At 62.4% G+C, this 16,538-nt stretch carries 17 protein-coding genes; 11 read left to right on the plus strand and 6 right to left on the minus strand.

Annotation, left to right across the window (positions count from 1 at the left end; translation table 11 throughout):
• Nucleotides 1-40: 40 nt before the first annotated feature.
• On the plus strand, nt 41-727 hold the full coding sequence (locus tag B2S33_RS21155; protein WP_027914837.1) for a GNAT family N-acetyltransferase: 687 nt from the start codon (nt 41-43) through the stop codon (nt 725-727).
• A 42-nt stretch (nt 728-769) separates the two neighbouring features.
• Here B2S33_RS21155 and B2S33_RS21160 read toward each other — a convergent pair whose 3' ends face one another.
• The 5 genes from B2S33_RS21160 to B2S33_RS21180 form a co-directional block, all read right to left on the minus strand.
• A complete protein-coding gene (locus B2S33_RS21160) occupies nt 770-1,525 on the minus strand; it encodes an ABC transporter permease (RefSeq protein WP_027914836.1) in 756 nt (251 codons plus the stop codon).
• Nucleotides 1,525-2,730 (minus strand): ABC transporter substrate-binding protein, encoded by a 1,206-nt coding sequence (locus tag B2S33_RS21165; RefSeq protein WP_027914835.1) that lies wholly within the window; start codon nt 2,728-2,730, stop codon nt 1,525-1,527. Before B2S33_RS21165 ends, B2S33_RS21160 begins: the two co-directional genes overlap by 1 nt.
• Nucleotides 2,717-3,538, minus strand: coding sequence for an ABC transporter ATP-binding protein (locus B2S33_RS21170; protein WP_088523438.1), 822 nt, complete (start codon nt 3,536-3,538; stop codon nt 2,717-2,719). The genes B2S33_RS21165 and B2S33_RS21170 overlap by 14 nt, the downstream gene beginning before the upstream one ends.
• A complete protein-coding gene (locus tag B2S33_RS21175; protein ID WP_027914833.1) occupies nt 3,535-4,599 on the minus strand; it encodes an acyl-CoA dehydrogenase family protein in 1,065 nt (354 codons plus the stop codon). Before B2S33_RS21175 ends, B2S33_RS21170 begins: the two co-directional genes overlap by 4 nt.
• A 99-nt stretch (nt 4,600-4,698) precedes the next feature.
• A complete protein-coding gene (locus tag B2S33_RS21180; protein WP_088523439.1) occupies nt 4,699-5,262 on the minus strand; it encodes a carboxymuconolactone decarboxylase family protein in 564 nt (187 codons plus the stop codon).
• A 102-nt stretch (nt 5,263-5,364) separates the two neighbouring features.
• Here B2S33_RS21180 and B2S33_RS21185 point away from each other — a divergent pair, with 102 nt between their 5' ends.
• Nucleotides 5,365-6,276, plus strand: a complete 912-nt coding sequence (locus B2S33_RS21185; RefSeq protein WP_242809496.1) for an AraC family transcriptional regulator — start codon at nt 5,365-5,367, stop codon at nt 6,274-6,276.
• Between the two features lie 210 nt (nt 6,277-6,486).
• On the plus strand, nt 6,487-8,112 hold the full coding sequence (locus B2S33_RS21190) for a methyl-accepting chemotaxis protein (RefSeq protein WP_288651024.1): 1,626 nt from the start codon (nt 6,487-6,489) through the stop codon (nt 8,110-8,112).
• Nucleotides 8,113-8,160: 48 nt separating this feature from the next.
• Here the strand turns inward: B2S33_RS21190 and B2S33_RS21195 are convergent, their stop codons facing one another.
• A complete protein-coding gene (locus tag B2S33_RS21195; RefSeq protein ID WP_049695865.1) occupies nt 8,161-9,567 on the minus strand; it encodes a purine-cytosine permease family protein in 1,407 nt (468 codons plus the stop codon).
• A 316-nt stretch (nt 9,568-9,883) separates the two neighbouring features.
• Here B2S33_RS21195 and B2S33_RS21200 point away from each other — a divergent pair, with 316 nt between their 5' ends.
• The 8 genes from B2S33_RS21200 to B2S33_RS21235 all read left to right on the plus strand — a co-directional run bounded on the left by B2S33_RS21200 (nt 9,884) and on the right by B2S33_RS21235 (nt 16,538).
• Nucleotides 9,884-10,369, plus strand: a complete 486-nt coding sequence (locus tag B2S33_RS21200) for a flavin reductase family protein (RefSeq protein ID WP_088523440.1) — start codon at nt 9,884-9,886, stop codon at nt 10,367-10,369.
• A gap of 98 nt (nt 10,370-10,467) precedes the next feature.
• On the plus strand, nt 10,468-11,508 hold the full coding sequence (locus B2S33_RS21205) for an LLM class flavin-dependent oxidoreductase (protein ID WP_288651025.1): 1,041 nt from the start codon (nt 10,468-10,470) through the stop codon (nt 11,506-11,508).
• A 247-nt stretch (nt 11,509-11,755) separates the two neighbouring features.
• Nucleotides 11,756-12,352 carry an amino acid synthesis family protein gene (locus B2S33_RS21210; protein WP_023535107.1) on the plus strand — a complete coding sequence of 199 codons (597 nt, stop codon included), beginning with the start codon at nt 11,756-11,758 and terminating at the stop codon, nt 12,350-12,352.
• A 67-nt stretch (nt 12,353-12,419) separates the two neighbouring features.
• Complete coding sequence (locus tag B2S33_RS21215; RefSeq protein ID WP_027914827.1) at nt 12,420-13,253, plus strand: alpha/beta fold hydrolase; 834 nt, start codon at nt 12,420-12,422, stop codon at nt 13,251-13,253.
• Complete coding sequence (locus tag B2S33_RS21220; protein WP_088523441.1) at nt 13,250-14,731, plus strand: aldehyde dehydrogenase; 1,482 nt, start codon at nt 13,250-13,252, stop codon at nt 14,729-14,731. The genes B2S33_RS21215 and B2S33_RS21220 overlap by 4 nt, the downstream gene beginning before the upstream one ends.
• 12 nt (nt 14,732-14,743) lie before the next feature.
• Nucleotides 14,744-15,229, plus strand: coding sequence for a flavin reductase family protein (locus B2S33_RS21225; protein WP_027914825.1), 486 nt, complete (start codon nt 14,744-14,746; stop codon nt 15,227-15,229).
• Nucleotides 15,230-15,304: 75 nt separating this feature from the next.
• Complete coding sequence (locus tag B2S33_RS21230) at nt 15,305-15,694, plus strand: carboxymuconolactone decarboxylase family protein (protein WP_028686372.1); 390 nt, start codon at nt 15,305-15,307, stop codon at nt 15,692-15,694.
• Nucleotides 15,695-15,785: 91 nt separating this feature from the next.
• Nucleotides 15,786-16,538, plus strand: coding sequence for a GntR family transcriptional regulator (locus B2S33_RS21235; protein ID WP_023535134.1), 753 nt, complete (start codon nt 15,786-15,788; stop codon nt 16,536-16,538).

The following is a 16,538-nucleotide window of genomic DNA, read 5'->3' on the forward strand; positions in this document are numbered from 1 at the left end:
TGCTGCGGGCTGTATTCCATTCGCCGGAGCCTGTTTGCCGATGTACATCCTGAGCCGCCTGTCCAGCGTGCCACCCGAGTCGTTCCAGAACCAGATCCGGGAACTGGTCATCCACGAGGTGGGTGAGCTGAGTAGTGTCGCCATCACGCCTGACAACCCGTTGTACCCGTTGTACCAATACGGTGTAGGCATGGAGGTACACCAGTACCTGCAAGCACTCGATGGCACCCGCGGGCTGCGCGTTGCCCTGACGCTGGCGCTCGATGCCGATGCCCCGGATCAGTTACTGGGCTTCGCTCTGGCATTGCCCGCCGACAACGACGACCAGGCCTGCGCCCTGGCTTTTCTCGCTGTAGCGCCCACGTACCGCCGCAAGGGGGTCGCGCGCGCCTTGCTGGCCGACCTGCAGGCTCAGTACAGGTACATCGAGTTGAATGCCTTTGCCCATCAGGTGCCGTGGTTCGAAGTCATGGGCATGCAAGCCGTCTCGGCCAACGGCCCACAGGTACTGATGAGCAGTACCGGTCAGGGCGGTGATGCGCTGATCGGGCGCCTGGACATCGCGCCCATCTACCAGACGACCGAAGTCATGCAAATCCACACCTATCTGCTGAACCAGCACGGCGAGGACGCCATGATCGAGGCCGAACAGCGTCGGGACGAGCGTCTGGATGAGCTAGCCCTTCAGGCCCAAGCCTGCGTGCAACAGCGCCTGACGGTACATTGATCCCTGCTCCTGCGCCTGTGACACGGCGCAGGTTGCCCACACTCAGGCATGCACCCAACGGCGATGCAGACCACGGGCCAGCGCATCCAGGGCAAAGCCCAACACCCCGATCAGCAGCACCATGGCCATCAGCTCTGAATAGGCCAGACGGTCGCGTGTATCGAGAATGAAGTATCCCAGGCCTGCGCTCACCCCGAGCATCTCGCAGGGCACCAGCACGATCCACAGAATGCCGATGGCCAGCCGTACGCCTGTGAGCACGTGCCCGATCACACCAGGGACGATCACCTTGCACAAGGTTTCCCAGCGGGTGGCGCTCAGGCTTCGGCTCAGCTGCAGCCAGCGCGGGTCCAGTTGCCTTACACCGGCAGCGGTATTGAGCAGGATCGGCCACAGCGCTGCGAACGCCAGCAGGAAGTAGATAGGCTGGTCGCCCACCCCCATCAGCATCACCACGACCGGCATCCACGACAGCGGCGAGATCATGCGCAGAAACTGAAAAGCAGGTGTAGTCGCCGCCTCCAGGTGCCGGTAGCTGCCCACCAACAGCCCAAGGGGCACGCCTATCAGCAGTGCCAGCACTAACCCGATCAGGATTCGTTTGAGGCTGACCCAGATGTGACCGTACACCTCGCCTTGCCCAAGCAGCTCGATCAGGCTGGTAAAGGTGGCTGAGGGCGAGAAGCGTGCAGACAGACCATCGGGCTGGCCGAAGGCTGCCACCCCCGCCCACCAGACCAGCAGCAACCCCAGCAATCCGGCCAGCCCCAGGCTGGCATGTACCACGTGCTTGCGCATCAGACCGCGAACTCCTCGCTGCGCTCGAAGCTGTCGCCAATACCGAAGACCGAAGGGCCACCGACGCTGGCGATGGCGTTGCGCACAAAACGGTCGTCGACCAGGTCACCGGCCACGTGGGCCGGGTCCAGGTCGGCGAGGAACGCGTTGTTGCCTTCGATCAGGGTGCGCTTGAGCCGCGTAACGAGCTCTTGGGTGTAGCTGGGGTACGGGTACGGCTGGAAATCGATGCGTTTCTCATCCCACTGCTGGTGCTGTATGGCGCCAGTGGCAATGTAGTCGGCACGGTCGCTGGCAGCGGGTGCCAACACCTTGGTCAACACCGCGGGATCGTGCGGGGTGTACTTGTTAGGGCCTGACTTGGACAGCAAGGCAGCCGCCTCTGCCCGGTGTTCGCGGGTCCATTGCTGGGCCTTGACGATGGCGTTGACCACCTTCTGCGACCAGTCCGGCCGGTTGTTCAGGTCGTGCTCGTGCATGAACACCACGCAGCAGGCATGGTTGCGCCAGACGTCTGCGGTGAAGCGCTGCACGCGACCGACCTTGAGGTTTTCGGCCAAGGCGTTGAACGGCTCGGCGACGATGTAGCCGGCGATGCGCTTGCTGGCCAGCGCTGGGGGCATGTCAGAGGGAGGCAGCACCAGCAGGTTGACTTCGTTGGCGGCGAGCGCTGCTGTGGCAGGCTTGGACACGGCGGTCAGGCCGCTGTCGGCGAGCATCTGTTGCAGCACCACGTTATGGATCGAGTACCAGAACGGAATGGCCACGGTCTTGCCACCGAGCTGTTTCATGTCGGTGATGTCCGGCGCTACCGTCAGCCCCGAACCGCCCACGTGGTTCCAGGCCACCACTTTGGCCGGCACCTTGCTTGCGTAACGCGCCCAAACCGTCATCGGTGACAACAGGTGAATGACGTTGACCTGCCCAGAAATGAACGCTTCGATCACCTGTGCCCAGCTGCGCAGCAACACGGGCCGTTCGGCCTTGATGCCTTCGGCTTCGAACAGGCCATTGTTATGCGCCACCAGCAACGGGGTGGCATCGGTGATAGGTAGATAACCGATGCGCACAGGCGCATCGGGTTCTGCGGCGGCGCGCGCCTGCAGGCTGGACAGCAGCGGCAAGGCGCCAGCTGCGGTCAGCAGTGCGCTCATCTTGAGAAAATCGCGACGCGAAGAAGCGCCGCAGCAGTCATCCATGCACATGGACAGCCTCCGAGGGCAACGGGGTGGGTTGAGGTTCGTTTGAGCGGCTTGCCCGCCGAAGGGTTTTGAGAATCTCGATGCGCAAGGCGCCCAATGCCTCGACCTGCTGCGTCCGCGGTTGCAGCAGGTCGACGCGCCATTGCCCGAGCGTGTGCGCTGGGTGGTCGCCCAGTAGCAATACGCGGTCGGACAACAGCAGGGCTTCGTCGATGTCGTGCGTGATCAGGACCGCCGCGGTGTTGTGCGTGGCGATCAATTGCAGCAGCAGTTGCTGCATGTCGGCGCGGGTCACCTCGTCCAGCGCACCGAATGGCTCGTCGAGCAGCAGCACTTCAGGTTGGCGCGCCAGGCAACGGGCCAATGCCGTGCGCTGGGCCATGCCGCCGGAGAGCTGGGCCGGGTACTGGTTGCGCGCATGCTCCAGGCCCACGGCGGCAATGGCATGGTCGACGCGTGCCCGACGCTCGTCTGCGGCAAGCGCTGGCTGGCGAGCGAAGTCCAGGCCGAAGGCAACGTTCTTTTCCAGGCTCAGCCAAGGCAGCAGGCTTGGATCCTGAAAGGCCACTGCCAGGCGCGGATGCGGACCCTGCAGTGGCTGGCCGTGCAACATCACATGCCCACCCTGGGGTTGCTGAAGGCCGGCCAGCACGCGCAGCAGGCTGGACTTGCCGACCCCGCTGGGGCCCAGGATGCTCACCACCTCGCCTGGGGCCAGTTGCAGATCGAACTGCGCCAGTACCTGCTGCCAGCCCTCGGCACGGGGGTAACCCAGGCTGATGCCCTGGGCTTGTAGCACCACGCGGGTCATGCCGATGCTGCCTGGCGGTGAAGTTCAGCGCGCAGTTGCACCAGGCTGGGGGTGACGATGGGCACGAAGGCCGACTCACGCCAGCGCCGAGCGAAGCCTTCGCCGTACTCGCACAGGTAAGCTTTGCCGCCGCTTGCCTGAAGCTCAAGCTGCACGGCATCGGCAGCGCACTCGGCCAGGGTGATGCGCAATTTGAACAGCGCTGCCGGTTGCTCCTTGAAGCGCTCATCGAGCAGCCCCTGTTTGAGCTCGCTCACGGTGTTCTCCAGGCGAGCACCGAGTACCTGCCTGGCTTCATCCAGGAACGAAGCGCGCCCGTGCAGGTGACCCTGGACTTCCTCCAGCGCCCTGCGCGCCAGGCCGATGGCCATGCCGCACTGCAGCCCCAGGAAAGCCGGCCGCACCCGGGGTAGGAATTCACGTGCGTTATCGTGCAGCAACCAGTCACGCGGCAGCTGCACCTGGTGAAAGGCCAGCGCAGCGGTGTTACTCGACTGCAAGCCCATCAGTTGCAGGTCATCTGAGCGCTCAAGACCTTGAGCATCGGACGGAATGGCCAGCACGAAGGGGGCGCCACCGCCTTCATCTTCGATAGCCGCGGCGACAACGAAGCCGCTCTTGCGCAGGTTGGTCACCCAGTGCAACCGCCCTTCCAGGTCCCAGCCATCCTCCAGAGGCCTACCGCGCACCTGCAGTGTCTCGATACCCGAAAGAAACTTCATGGCGTTGGACAAACCCGTAGCGCCGGCCAGTTCACCGCTCAGCAGTGCAGGCAGTAGCCGTTGGCGCAGCCCGGCATTGGGGCTCTGTAGCAGGTACTCGATGAAGGCCCGCTGCCCCCAGCAAACGAAGGCCGTCGCCAGTGAACGGCTGGCAATGGCTGCGATGGCCTCCACGGCATCGGTGATCTGACCACCTGAACCACCCAGGGCAGGGTCAATGCCAACGCGCAGCAGCTGCGACTGGGCGATCTGCGACAGCACCCGTTGCGGCTCGCACTGGCCTCGGTCGATGGCTTCGGCATTGGCATCCAGCCACTGTCCAAATGCGCACTCTTGCATGTGTTCTTGCTCCTTTTGAAACGCCGCGGCCGCCTGGCGACCCGTCCACGGCCAATGGCCGCTCCTGCACCGACCGCCGTGCGGCGGGTTGCCTGCGCCTTATGCAGACGGCTGTTGCCAGCGGTACTTACCCAACTCCTCGTTGAGCGGCGTCTGGGCGAACACATTAGCAAAGTTGCACAGGGTTGCGAGGCTGACGCCCAGAATCACTTCCAGCGCATTGCCCTCGGTGAAGCCGGCGTCACGAAAAGCCTGGTAGGTTGCCGGGCTCACGTCGCCGCGGGTAGCGATGACTTCGCGGGCAAACGCCGCCAGGGTTTCATAACGCGCGTCGGGAAGCTCACCGCGCGCGCGCAGGGCGTCGACCACTTCATGGGGCAGCTTGGCTTTATTCAGGGCCACTGCGGTATGGCCCGCCACGCAGAAGTCGCAACCGTGCTGGGTGGCGGCGATCAACTGCACCACTTCGCGCTCGGCCAAGGTCAGCTCCGACTTACCGTTCAACGCCGAAACGGTGACATAGGTCTCCAGCGCTGCTGGCGCATTGGCCAAGACACGCAGCAGGTTGGGGATGAAGCCCGAGTTCTTCTGGGCGTTTTCAAGGAACGGCTTGGCCGCCTCTGGTGCGGTCTGCAGGTCGTGTAGGGTAATGCGCGAGGACATGGGGTAATCTCCTTTGCCGTGTATCAGTACAGTCTGTTGGTTATAAGAAGTACGCTCCATATTCATCAGTCGTTTTTACTTGCTCCTGAGTGTTTGCCTTAGATGATTTCGTCCAGCCATCTCGTCGAGCGGTTATTAGAAAGCCTCGAGCTAGACGCCAGCCTGTTTCATGTCGGCCGTTACTGCGGGGGTTGGCACGCCAGCACTCACGGCATGGGTCACGCCAGTTTTCACCTGGTCGTGCAAGGCGGCTGCTGGCTGCACGCCGATACCCTCGAACAGCCAGTGCGCCTTGAGCGCGGCGACGCCGTGTTCCTGCTGCGTGACGTAAGTTATCGGCTTGCCAGCGAAGCCGATGCAGCGCAGGCCTGCGCCCAACCACGCCAAACCATGCAGCCCCTGGATACCCAAGCCAGCGATGGGGTGGGCCTGGTCTGTGGATTCTTCCATTTCAGCAGCGGCCTCTCGGCACTGATCATCGACGCAATGGCCGACCTGATCATCCTGCGCGCCGAGGATCCCGCTGGCAGCGCTGCCCGGGCGTTGTTCGATCTGATCCTGGAAGAATGCCGGCGCGCCAACGGGCCGTCTCAAGTCTTGCTGGAGCGGCTGACGCACCTGCTGTTCCTTTATGCCTTGCGCCAACAGGTGCATGGCGCTCAGCCGCTGGGAGGGCTGATCGCCCTTGCCCGCCAGCCGGCGTTTGCCGACTTGCTCGAACAGTTGATCAAGGCCCCTGGGGCCATCTGGACGCTGGAGCGCATGGCGGCGTGCACGGGCTTGTCGCGCTCGGCGTTCTTCAAGCGTTTCAGCGAGCTGGCCGGGCAGTCACCTGGCCAAGTGCTTTTGGCACTGCGCATGCGCCATGCCAGCCAGCTGCTGCGCGCTGGCCATACGGTCGAGCAGGTTGGCGTCCAGGCGGGGTATCAATCTGTGGCGGCGTTCACGCGTGCCTTCGCCAAGACAGTGGGTGTTCAGCCGGGGGCGTATCGGCGTCAGCAAGGGCGAAGGTGAAGCCGCTTCCAGCGCCTGCGTGCAGGGCATTGGCGCTAGCATCTCGTTACATTGCATGACTGTCCTACAATAATGGCTTTATGTCATCATCCGCGCGTTCAGTTCATCGCACTCCCCCTCCCCCCCCATAGCCTCTCCAGAGCCTGGCGCCGTCCCGAACGGTTTGCGCCAACGCGCCTCGCCCCTGCACGCCTTTCCTAGGAGCCTTCAATGCATTTCAGGAACATGAAGATCGGCATTCGCGCAGCCTGCGTGTTTGCCTTGTTGGGCATGCTGATCCTGACTATGGGGCTGGTCGCCCTGTATGAAACACAGCAGATGGATGAGTCCACGGATGAGATTCGCCTGACCTGGATGCCCACCGTCATGTCGCTCAGTGCAATCAACAGCAACCTGGGCCGTACGCGCGCCCTCACCCTGCGCGGTGCATTGGAAGAAGACGCCAGCGAGCGCACCCGCTACCTGAATACGATCCAGAACATCGAACGCGAATTGGATGAAGGCTTCGAGGCCTACGTGGCAACCATCGTGTCCAGTGAAGACCGCGCGCTTTTCGAAACGGCCCGCAGCGCCTACCAGCACTACCACGAGCTTCAGGAGACGGTCTTGGCCGAGCTTGCGGCCGGGCGCATGGACACTGCTCGCCAGCTGATCAACGGCCCGCTGACAGCGCGTGCCGAAACGATGATGCAAGCCATGTCCACGCTCATCGCCTTCAACGCCAAAGGCGCAGAAGCTGCCTCCCAGCTGAGCAGTGACGTGGCCGATGAGGCATTCGTGGCCATTATCACGGCATTGGTGGTGATTCTGCTGGCACTGGTGATGATCGCCTACCTGCTCACACGCAGCATCATCGTGCCGCTGGCCGAAGCCGTCACCGCCGCAGAGCGTGTGGCCGCCAGTGACCTGACCCAACCGATCAAAGCCGAGGGCCGCGATGAGCCCGCCTTGCTGGTGCAAGCCTTGGCCCGCATGCAAGCCAACCTGCGCCAGACCATTGCCCGCATCGCGGCCTCCTCGGACCAACTGGCGTCGGCGTCCGAAGAGCTGCACACCGTGACGGAAGACACCAGCCGCGGCCTGCACCAGCAAAGCGCAGAAATCGACCAGGCGGCCACGGCTGTCAACCAGATGACCGTCGCCGTGGAAGAGGTCGCCAGCAATGCCGTGAGCACGGCCGACGCGTCCAAAGGCGCAGACCGCACGACCCGCGACGGCCGCGACCAGGTCAACCAGGCATTGCAATCTATCGAGCAGTTGGTCGCCGACGTCACCGGCACGTCGGCGCAGGTGCAGCAGCTGGCCAGCAGCGCCAATGAAATCACCCGGGTGCTGGACGTGATTGGCGCTATCGCCGGGCAGACCAACCTATTGGCACTCAACGCCGCCATTGAGGCGGCGCGAGCAGGTGAAGCAGGCCGAGGGTTTGCTGTAGTGGCCGACGAGGTGCGCGCCCTCGCCCACCGTACTCAACAATCGACTGCGGAAATCGAACACATGATCGCGGGCATCCAGAACGGCACCGAACGCGCCGTGACGGCGATGTCCAGCAGTCAGGGTCGAGCGGCCGGTACGTTGGAGGTAGCGCAAGGTGCAGGGCGGGCGCTTGAGGTCATCGCCCAAGCCATCGCCTCGATCAACCAGCGTAACCTGGTGATCGCAAGCGCCTCGGAGGAGCAGGCTCAGGTAGCCAGAGAAGTGGATCGCAACCTGGTCAACATCCGTGATCTGTCCATGCAGACTTCGGCCGGGGCCAACCAGACCAGCGCAGCAGCGCAGGATCTGTCACGCCTGGCGGTAGACCTCAATGCCATGGTTGCGCAATTCAAGGTGTAATCCTCAGAAAGGGGCCGTCCAGCGGCCCCTCCACGTGGAGCCCTAGGCTCACTTGCTGACGCTGACCACGCGCCCCACGTTCTGCGCTACCTTGCCACGGGTCGCCAGGCAGTAGTACAGCGGCACCGTCACGAGCAAACCGAACAGCCACGACAGGTCGGCCCCTTCGACGATGTTCGAGTAGGGGCCGACATACAGTGCAGTGTTGGCGAATGGCAACTGCACCAGAATGCCGCAGGCGTAGGCAATGATCGCGTGGTGGTTGAAGCGGCCATAGATGCCACCGTCGGCGCTGAAGATCGAGGCGATGTCGTACTGGCCTTTCTTGATCAGGTAGAAGTCGACCAGGTTGATCGATGCCCAGGGCACCAGCACCAGCAGAAGCGCCAGGATCAGACCGATGAACTGGCCGATGAAGTCGGCCGATGCATTGAGCGCGACCAGTGCGCAGGCCACCAGGATGACGCTGGCCAGGGCCACACGCACCTTGATGCTCGGCGTCCACTGGGCGAAGAACGTCTGAATTGCCGTCACGATCGAAAGCACGGCGCCGTACAGGTTCAGGGCGTTATGGCTGATGATGTTGAGCAGAAACAGCACCATCAGGATCGGCCCGAGCCAGCCGGTCGCCTGCTTGACGGCATCCATTGCATCGGTGCCTTCGGGCACGCATAGCACGGCGACTGCACCGAAGCTGAAGCACAGGATGGTGCCCAGGGTGGCGCCGAAGTAGGTCGCCCAGAATGGACGCGCGATGCCCACTTCACGCGGCAGATAGCGCGAATAGTCGGAGGTGTACGGCGAGAAGCTGATCTGCCAGATCGTGCCCAGTGACACGGTGGCGATGAACCCGGACAGGTTGAAGGCGCCACGGCTGAAGAAGTCGCCCGGCAGTACCTGCGTGAACATCATGATGAAACCAGCCAGCAACGCCGAGCCCATGACCCAGGTGCCGATACGGTTCAGGATGTGGATGAAGCGATAGCCAACGATGCCAATGGCGGTGGCACTCAAGGCGCCGATCACGATCGCGCCGGGCATAGGGACCATGGGTGCGATGCCGTGGATCGTCTTGCCTGCCAGTACGATGTTGGAGATGAAGAAGCCCACGTAGATCAGCGCGGTGAAGAAAACGATCAGCAGCGCGCCGTAGCGTCCGAACTGCCCCCGGCTCTGCACCATCTGCGGGATGCCCAACTGCGGCCCTTGTGCAGAGGCCAGGGCAATCACCACGCCTCCGAGCAAGTGCCCCAGGACGATAGCGATCAGTCCCCATAGCAGGTTCAGGTTGAACACCTGGATCACCATGGCGCCGGTGACGATGGGCAGTGGTGCAATGTTGGTGCTGAACCAGAGGGTAAACAGGTCGCGCGCCTTCCCATGGCGCTCGGCAGGTGGAACGTAATCGACCGTGTGATTCTCGACAAACTGATGTTGCGACGACGGTTGGGACATGATTTTTAGCTCGAAAGGTCGTTTTTATCGTTGTAAGGAAACCGCATCTAGGCGGCCTCTCAGCTGAAGACCATATTATGGTATTCCAAGGTTTTGACAATACTGATCCGTATTTCAAATTGTCAGCTGATACGATTTAGCGAGTACCGCAATTCGTTCGTTTACGCGTGTACCCCTTTAACTGCGCGGCTTTGAACCATTCATCGCAGTGTTAGCCAAGCCGAAAAATGTGCTTGCAAAAAAGGTATTACGGTATACCATCAGACACATCAACGATAAAAACCGCGGCCCACCGCAGCTTTAAGAGGTACATCAGATGATCGACGCAACCGTCTACAAGAACGTCATGGGTTCCTTCCCTTCTGGCGTTACCGTCATCACCACCCTGGACGACGACGGCTCGGTTGTTGGCTTGACCGCCAGCGCCTTCTCATCCCTGTCGATGGACCCTCCCCTGGTGCTGTTCTGCCCCAATTACACGTCCGACTCCTACCCGGTGCTGATCAAGCACAAGCGCTTTGCCATTCATTTGTTGTCCGGTAACCAGCAGGCCGAAGCCTATGCTTTCGCCAAGAAGGGCAAGGACAAGGCGGCCGGTATCGAGTGGTCGTTGAGCGCGCTGGGCAACCCCATCCTCGCCGGCGCTACCGCCGTGATCGAATGCGAGCTTTGGCGCGAGTACGAAGGGGGTGACCACGCGATCATGGTCGGCAAGGTCCACAACCTGATCGTGCCGGAGCAAGCGCCGCTGCCGATGGTGTACTGCCGCGGAAAAATGGCCAGCTTGCCCGCGCTCGCCTGATCTCTGCACCGCTGAACGCACTTGGCGGGAAGCAATGTTCTGCTCGCCGCGATACCCGGCTTTACGCCGGGTGACACAACCAGTCCGAGGAATGCCCCATGAAATTTTCGTTGTTCGTGCACATGGAACGTTGGGATGAACAGGTCAGCCACCGCCAGTTGTTCGAAGACCTCACCGAACTGACCTTGATGGCCGAAGACGGCGGTTTCAGCACCGTGTGGATCGGCGAACACCACGCCATGGAATACACCATTTCGCCAAGCCCCATGCCATTGCTGGCTTATCTGGCGGCGCGTACCGAGAAGATCCGCCTGGGCGCCGGCACCATCATCGCCCCGTTCTGGAACCCGATCCGCGTCGCCGGCGAATGCGCTTTGCTCGATGTGATCAGCAACGGGCGCATGGAAGTGGGCCTGGCCCGGGGTGCCTATCAATTCGAATTCGATCGCATGGCCAATGGCATGCCAGCCACCGATGGCGGCAAGGCACTGCGCGAGATGGTCCCGGTGGTACGTAAACTGTGGGAGGGTGACTACGCCCATGAAGGCGAGGTGTACAAGTTCCCGACCTCCACCAGCGTACCCAAGCCGTTCAATGCTACGCCGCCCATGTGGATCGCGGCCCGCGACCCTGACTCGCATAACTTCGCCGTGGCCAATGGCTGCAACGTGATGGTCACGCCGCTGATGAAGGGCGACGAGGAAGTGCTGGACCTTCGCAACAAGTTCCAGGCCGCCCTGGACAATAACCCCGACGTGCCTCGCCCACAATTGATGGTGCTGCGCCACACCCACGTGCACAGCCCGGCAGAGCCGGACGGCTGGAAGGTAGGGGCCAGCGCGATCTCTCGTTTCTACCGCACCTTCGACGCCTGGTTCGGCAACAAGACCACGCCGGTCAATGGGTTCCTGGAGCCCAGCCCGGAAGCGAAGTTCGCCGAAGTCCCTGCCTTCCAACTTGATAACATCCGCAAGAACACCATGATCGGCACACCGGAAGAAATCATCACGCGCATCAAGTACTACCAGGAGCTGGGCGTCGACGAATTCAGCTTCTGGTGTGACAACAGCCTGCCCCACGCTGAGAAGAAAAAATCGCTGGAGCTGTTCATCAAGGAAGTGATCCCGGCGTTCACCTGAATCCCATTACCTGATTTCTTGCGGGACATGCCCGCTCGCGTGGGCCAATTGGCACCGCGCGAGCGGGTTTTTTTCAGCCCAACGTTAAGTGCTGCGCCGCTTGCTTGATACAGATGCGATGCAGACCTGCACATCAGCTCACCTTTCGTCCCGGCTGGATGAGAAAACACCACGCAGTGCTTGCAGAACAAATATTATGGTATACCATCAGACAACAAGATCTGATCACACCGTACAGGAGCCCCCCATGAGTTTTGAAATTCGCAAGATCGTCACCTACTCCGAAGAGACGCGTATCGAAGGTGGCAAGGCCACTGACAAGCCGGTCACCATGGTGGGCCTGGCGGTGGTCATCAAAAACCCTTGGGCTGGCCGTGGCTTCGTCGACGACCTTAAGCCCGAAATCCGCGCGCATTGCTCGGAACTGGGCGCGCTGATGGTCGAGCGTCTGACCGCCGCCATCGGTGGTGCCGACAAGATCGAGGCCTACGGCAAGGCTGCAGTGGTGGGCGCCGACGGTGAAATCGAACACGCTTCGGCCGTCATCCATACCCTGCGCTTCGGCAATCACTATCGCGAAGCCGTGCAGGCCAAAAGCTACCTGAGCTTCACCAATAAGCGTGGTGGCCCTGGCACGTCGATCCAGATTCCGATGATGCAAAAAGACGACGAAGGCCTGCGCTCGCACTACATCACCCTGGAAATGCAGATCGAGGACGCACCTCGCGCCGATGAAATCGTGGTAGTTCTTGGCGCTGCCGATGGCGGCCGCCTGCACCCGCGCATTGGCAACCGCTACATCGACCTGGAAGAACTGGCGGCCGAAAAGGCCAACGCTCAATAACAACAATCAAGCCGGGCCTGGGCGTGGCGATTCTCCCACCACGCCCGACCTCAAAGGAGCGCCCTCCATGATTCAGCCCGTCGCTGAACATACCCCCGCCGGCACCAGTTACCTATCCGTCGGTCAGGGTCAACCCGTGGTACTCATTCACGGCGTGGGCCTGAACAAGGAAATGTGGGGCGGTCAGATCGTTGGCCTGGCCAACGACTACCGCGTCATCGCCTATGACATGCTCGGCCACGGCCAGAGCGCCTTGCCCCCGGCCGACGTCGGCCTAGAGGGTTATGCCGCCCAGTTGGCCGAGGTACTCGATCACCTGCAACTGAGCCAAGCCATCGTCATCGGTTTCTCCATGGGCGGCCTGGTCGCACGTGCCTTCGCCCTGCACTACCCCCAGCGCATCGCTGCCCTGGTGGTGCTCAACAGCGTCTTCAACCGCAGCCCCGAACAGAGCGCCGGGGTCATCGCCCGTGCCGCTCAGGCAGCAGAGCTGGGCCCGGACGCCAATGTCGAGGCGGCACTGGACCGCTGGTTCAGCCGCGAGTACAAGGCGGCCAACCCGGCCCAGGTCGCTGCCATCCGTCAGGTGCTGGCCAGCAACGACCCACAGGGTTATCACACCACCTATTCGCTGTTTGCCACCCAGGACATGTACCGCGCAGGTGATCTGGGCAGCATTCAGGTGCCGACGCTGATCGCCACAGGTGAGCTCGATACCGGCTCTACGCCGGCCATGGCCCGCCAGCTTGCCGCCCGTATCCCGGGTGCGCACAGTGTGGTGCTGACCGAGCAGCGGCATATGATGCCGGTGGAGGCGCCGCGCGAAGTGAACAAGATGCTGCTGGACTTTCTCGCCAAAGCCCGCAGCCTGACCGAATCAGCCAAGGGGATTGTGGCATGACCCTCGTTCGTTTTCAGATGTGCATCGACGGCCAGTGGTGCGATGCACAAAGCGCCAAGACTTTCGACAGCCTGAACCCGGCCACCGCACAGCCCTGGGCACAGCTGCCGGACGCAGGCGAAGCCGATGTGGAGCTGGCGGTACAAGCCGCCCAGCGGGCATTTGAAAGCCAGGCCTGGCGGGGCATCACTGCCACGGCCCGTGGCAAGCTACTGCGCCGTCTCGGTGACCTGATCGCCGAGAACAAGGAACACCTGGCCCAGCTGGAAAGCCGTGACAACGGCAAGCTGATCCGCGAGACCCGTGGGCAGGTAGGTTACTTGCCAGAGTTCTTCCATTACACCGCAGGCCTGGCCGACAAGCTCGAAGGCGGCACGCTGCCGTTGGACAAGCCGGACCTGTTCGCCTACACCGTGCATGAGCCTATCGGTGTGGTCGCCGGGATCATCCCGTGGAACAGCCCGCTGTACCTGACGGCGATCAAACTGGCGCCGGCACTGGCCGCGGGCAATACCATCGTACTCAAGCCCTCCGAGCATGCCTCGGCGACGATTCTGGAGCTGGCGCGCCTGGCGTTGGAAGCCGGGTTTCCGGCTGGCGTTGTCAACGTGGTCACCGGCTACGGCCCGAGCACCGGCGCGGCGCTTACCCGTCACCCGCTGGTGCGCAAGATCGCCTTCACAGGCGGTGCGGCCACCGCTCGCCACGTGGTGCGCAGCAGCGCCGAGAACTTCGCCAAGCTGTCGCTGGAGCTGGGCGGCAAGTCGCCGAACATCATTTTTGCAGACGCCGACTTGGACAGCGCCATCAATGGTGCCGTGGCGGGGATCTATGCCGCGTCTGGACAGAGCTGCGTGGCCGGCTCGCGCCTGCTGGTGCAGGACGAAATCTTCGATGAATTCGTCAAGCGTCTGATCGAGCGTGCCCAGCGCATTCGCATTGGCAATCCCCAGGACGATGCCAGCGAGATGGGCCCTATGGCCACCGCTCAGCAATTGGCCGTGGTCGAGCAGCTGGTCGCCGCGGCCAAGGCCGAAGGCGCCAAGCTGCACCTGGGCGGTAAACGGGCCGAGGTCGATGGCGGTGGCTGGTTCTACGAGCCGACGCTGTTCGAATGCGACAGCAATTCGATGAGCATCATGCAGGAAGAGGTGTTTGGCCCGGTGGCGGCTGTCATCCGTTTCAAGACCGAGCAAGAGGCGCTGGCGATTGCCAACGATTCACAGTTCGGCCTGGCCGCTGGTATCTGGACCCGCGACCTGGGACGTGCCCACCGCCTGGCGCGCGACGTGCGCTCGGGGATCATCTGGGTCAATACCTACCGCGCCGTGTCTGCCATGGCGCCCATCGGTGGGTTCAAGAACAGCGGCTACGGACGCGAAAGTGGCATCGACTCCGTGCTGGCCTACACCGAACTGAAAACCGTGTGGATCAACCTGTCCACCGCCCCCATGCCCGACCCCTTCGTGATGCGCTAGGAGGTAATACCGATGATCGAACCCGGCATCTACAAAGACGTGATGGGCTCCTTCCCCTCCGGAGTGACGGTCGTCACCACCCTGGACGCCGAGGGTGGCATTGTCGGCATCACCGCCAGTGCCTTCAGCGCACTGTCGATCGACCCGGCGCTGGTGCTGTTCTGCCCTAACTACGCCTCCGACACCTACCCGATCCTACGCGACAGCAAGCAGTTCGCCATTCACCTGCTGTCGGCAGGCCAGACGGCTGAAGCTTATGCCTTCGCGGGTAAAGGCAAGGACAAGGCCAAGGGCGTACAGTGGCACCTGAGCGCCTTGGGCAACCCGCTGCTGGACAATGCCACGGCGATCATTGAGTGCGAGCTGTGGCGAGAGTACGACGGCGGCGACCATGCCATCATTGTCGGTGCCGTGAAAAACCTGGTACTGCCCGCCGAGCCGATGACGCCCATGGTGTACCACAAAGGCAAGCTGGGCGCCCTGCCCCCATTGGGCTAAGGCCCGCCTCTTCCAGGGGCCGCGCTGGCGTCTCACCCTCGTTTGCGCCCCCTGTTCTATTTCGGAGTAGCGTGCATGAACAATGAAAAGTACGAAAAAGGCCTGCAGATACGCACCCAGGTCCTGGGCGAAGACTATGTGAACCGGTCAATCCAGAATGCCGACGCATTCACCCAGCCGTTGCAGGAACTGGTGACCGAGTACTGCTGGGGCCATGTCTGGGGCCGCGAAGGCTTGTCGCTCAAGGAGCGCAGCATGATAAACTTGGCCATGATTTCGGCACTCAACCGGCCACACGAGCTCAAGCTGCACATCCGCGGCGCCTTGCGCAACGGCCTGAGCCGCGAGCAAATACGCGAGATTCTGCTCCAGGTCGGCATTTATTGCGGCGTCCCGGCGGCGGTGGACAGTTTCCGCCTGGCCCGGGAAGCGTTCGCCGAGGCCGACGCGGAGTCCACCCGTTAACACCGGGCTGTTCGTACCCACGCAAGGAGCACCCAGGGCCGTGGTGCCCCGTTTCGGTCGTGGCCGGGCAGCCTTATTCAGAGCGCACTCGATGAAACGCCAGCCACTGGACGACAGCTTCAAGGTCAATCGCAACCCCGTTACCCTGCGCGAAATCGTGCTCGACAAACTGCGCGGCGCGATCATGAACTTCCACCTGCTCCCAGGCGATCGCCTGGTCGAGCGCGACCTGTGCGACCGCCTCGGCGTCAGCCGCACGTCCGTGCGTGAAGCCCTGCGCCACCTGGAATCCGAGGGCCTGGTGGAGTTCGCCGATGCCAAGGGCCCGCGTGTTGCGATCATCACCCTTGAAGATGCGCGCGACATCTATGAGTTGCGGTGCGTACTCGAGGGCCTGATCGTGCAGCTGTTCACGCTCAATGCCAAGGCCAAGGACATCCGCGCGCTGGAACGAGCCCTGGCCGTCAACCGTGAGGCGTTGGAGGAAGGTGAGCTGCAGCAGGTGCTCGAGTCGGTGCAAGGATTCTATGACGTGCTGCTGGAAGGTTCAGGCAACCAGGTTGCGGCGCAGCAGCTTCGTCAGTTGCAGGCGCGCATCAGCTACCTGCGTGCCACATCGGTATCCCAGGCCAACCGCCGCGGAGCCAGCAACCTGGAAATGGAAAAGATGGTCGAGGCCATCAAGAGCGGCGACCCGCTGGTAGCCCACCAGGCCTCGGTGGATCACGTGCGTGCCGCGGCCAAGGTTGCCCTGGATTACCTGCGCCAGAAACAAGACGACAATGCCAAGGTTCGCGATATCGTCGCCCCCCTGGCCCTCAAGGAACCTCGCATAGGCCGCTGA

Source organism: Pseudomonas sp. UBA5568 (assembly GCF_002425525.1).
Classification (GTDB): Bacteria; Pseudomonadota; Gammaproteobacteria; order Pseudomonadales; family Pseudomonadaceae; genus Aquipseudomonas; species Aquipseudomonas fulva.